At 67.4% G+C, this 2,769-nt stretch carries 2 protein-coding genes; both read left to right on the top strand.

All coding sequences use genetic code 11. The annotated features are described in order from the left end of the window. Positions 1-338 precede the first annotated feature (338 nt). Complete coding sequence (locus ABZS58_RS51100) at positions 339-1,745, top strand: MFS transporter (RefSeq protein WP_354792086.1); 1,407 nt, start codon at positions 339-341, stop codon at positions 1,743-1,745. A gap of 130 nt (positions 1,746-1,875) precedes the next feature. Then, positions 1,876-2,490, top strand: coding sequence for a histidine phosphatase family protein (locus ABZS58_RS51095; RefSeq protein ID WP_354792084.1), 615 nt, complete (start codon positions 1,876-1,878; stop codon positions 2,488-2,490). Positions 2,491-2,769: the final 279 nt, after the last annotated feature.

Genomic DNA, 2,769 nt, shown 5'->3' with positions numbered 1-2,769 from the left:
AATCCTCGGGGTACTTCGATGGACGTGGCACCAGGACATCCTTCCCCAGACCAACTGTCTGGTTTCAGGGTGTCCGGTCCGCGGGTGGAACTTCACACCATGACGGATCCGCTACGCACCCGTGCCGATGACAGGGCACGTGATCCCGTGTGTCGATGCATCGCGTCCCCGCGAGCGACGGACGGATGGGCCTGACTTGGCGTCGAGCGGTTCGCTCAGGATGGGGTACCGTGCCCACGCTCGCGGTCGACTGTGGCGGCCGAGGGACGAGTCGGAGGTGGAAGGTGCCGTTGCCTGCGGGGCGCGTTCGGGCTGGTCGGCGCAAGACCGCAGACCCGGTGACGAACAAATGGGCAGGACTGGCTGCGCTGCTCGCAGGGTTCTTCGTCATTCTCCTGGATACGACGATCGTGGCGGTCGCGAGCCCGATCATCCAGAAGGACCTGCACGCAAGCATTTCGGGGCTGTTCTGGGTGACAGCCGGGTATCTGTTGGCGTTCTCGGTCCCGTTGCTCGTCGCCGGGCGGCTCGGTGATCGCTACGACCCCAAACGGGTGTTCCTGGCCGGGATCGGGAGTTTCGCAGTGGCGTCGGCGCTGTGTGGTCTGGCACCGTCGGTTGGCTGGCTCGTCCTGTTCCGGGTTGTCCAAGGGCTGGCGGCGGCTGCGATGGCACCCCAGGCGCTCACCCTCATTCGCCGGCTGTTCATCGCCGACGAGCGCGGGCGAGCGCTCGGCCTGTGGGGCACGGTCGCGTCGGCGGGCGCGCTGCTGGGTCCGCTCCTCGGGGGCCTGCTGACCGCGGCGCTCGACTGGCGATGGATCTTCCTGGTCAACGTTCCGATCTGCTGTGCCGCGCTGCTGATGGGGCTGCGCTGGATTCCCGGCAGCCGGGGCCACACCGCAAGCCTTGACCTGCCGGGAGCGGTGCTCAGCACCACGGGTCTCGGGCTCCTTGTCTGGGCGCTGCTCGCGTGGCGCGACACCCCGGCGCCCGCGATCGCCGCCGCCGGGGCGATCGCTGTCGCGCTGCTGGCCGGCTTCGTCGTTCGGCAGCGCCGGATCGGTTCAGCAGCGCTGGCCCCTCCGACAGTCTTTGGCTCGGCCGGGTTCCTCGCGGCGAGCGCCGCGGTAGCGGCCCTGGGTACCGTCGTCATCGCGATGGCGTTGCCGACGATGCTGTATCTGCAGGATGTGCGAGGGCTGGGACCGCTGGAGGCCGCACTGGTGATGACCCCGGACGCCGTCGTTGCGGCCCTGTTGTCGCCTGCGGCCGGTCGATGGGTCGACCGCGTGGGACCACGCCGTCCGGCGATCCTGGGAATGGTCCTCCTCGCCGCGAGCCTGACGCTCATCGGACTCGTCGTCGTGCTAGGCATTGATCCTTGGTGGGCAGCGCCCGGAGCAGTGGTGCTCGGCATCGCGAACGCCGTCGCCTGGTCGCCGCTGTCGGTCGCCGCCATGGCATCGGTGAACGTCGCTGACGCCGGTGCGGCCTCAGGAGTGTTCAGCACGATCCGGCAGGTCGCGGCTGCCACAGGAGTGGCGGTCACCGGCGCGATTCTGGCCGGATTACGCGCGTCTCCGACCTTGGCGTTCAGCGTCGTATTCGCGCTCATGACGGTGATCGCGAGTGCTGGCGTCGTCGCCGCGATCCGGTTGCCGAGGACGTCGACCGACGGCGGTCGTGGAAGCGAGGATGCGGTCGTGCCTCAAAGCCGCCACGAATCACCAGAAGCAGCGTGAACCTGGCGGGTTTGGCGTTGCGTGTCAAGGACGCTGAGTTGCGGGAGGCGGCGGATGATCCTGGCCCCAGTCGGCGGTCGCTGGCGAAATCCGCTGCCCACCTCAAGAAACGTTCAGCCAGGATGATCGGGTGAACGCATGGGACGTGGTTTTCCTGGCCCGACACGGTCAAACGCAGTGGAACCTGCAGCGACGGAGGCAGGGCCGGCTTGACTCGGCGCTGACGCACCACGGCGTCGCGCAGGCGCACCGTCACGCGTCCGCCCTGCAGGGACGCGGCATCGACGGCATCTTCGTCAGCCCACTCGGGCGAGCGATCGCGACGGCCCGCATCATCAACGACGCTCTCGGCTTAGAGATCGACGTGGTTGATGAACTAGCCGAGCTCGACCACGGTCAGTTCAGCGGCATGCACGACGAGCAGATCGACGCGCAGTTTCCCGGCGAGCTTCAGCGCCGGGCGGCCTGCAAGTACCAGTGGCGGTTTCCCGGCGGCGAAAGTTATGCCGACGGCGATATCCGAGCGGCCGCAGCCCTTCGCCAGGTGAAACAACGGCCAGCAAGACGGCCGCTGATCGTCGCTCACGAGATGATCGGACGCATGCTGCAACGGCACCTCCTCCGCCTCGACCCGCAGGCCGCTCTTGCCCTTGCACACCCGCATGACGTTGTCTTTCAGATCGATCCGGCTTCCCAGGAATGCCGCACCATCGGATCCGGTGCCCGCCCAGATGCGAGATCGTGATCAAGTGCGGTGGTAAGGCATGGAGAACTTCCCTGCTCGACCTACCGCCCGATGACATCGAGCAACTACCTGACCCCGCCGCTTGCGGCCGCTTGACGGCAGGCGCCCGGCAGCGGCTGCTGCGAGAGTGATCCAGTGGGGATCACCCTCGCAGGGGGCTGCCAACTGCTGGCGGTTGAGTGCACTTCAGTGCTCTTCAGCGCTGTTGAGCGTGTTCGTGGGTGTGGGTTGCCGGAAAAGTGTCGTACCCGCGGTCCATACTGTTCGCGGTGTCGGTCG

Origin of the sequence: Dactylosporangium sp. NPDC005555, from assembly GCF_040605635.1 — a bacterium.
Classification (GTDB): Bacteria; Actinomycetota; Actinomycetes; order Mycobacteriales; family Micromonosporaceae; genus Dactylosporangium.
Note: the sequence above shows the minus strand (reverse complement) of the source record. Positions and strands in the feature narration are given on the sequence as shown.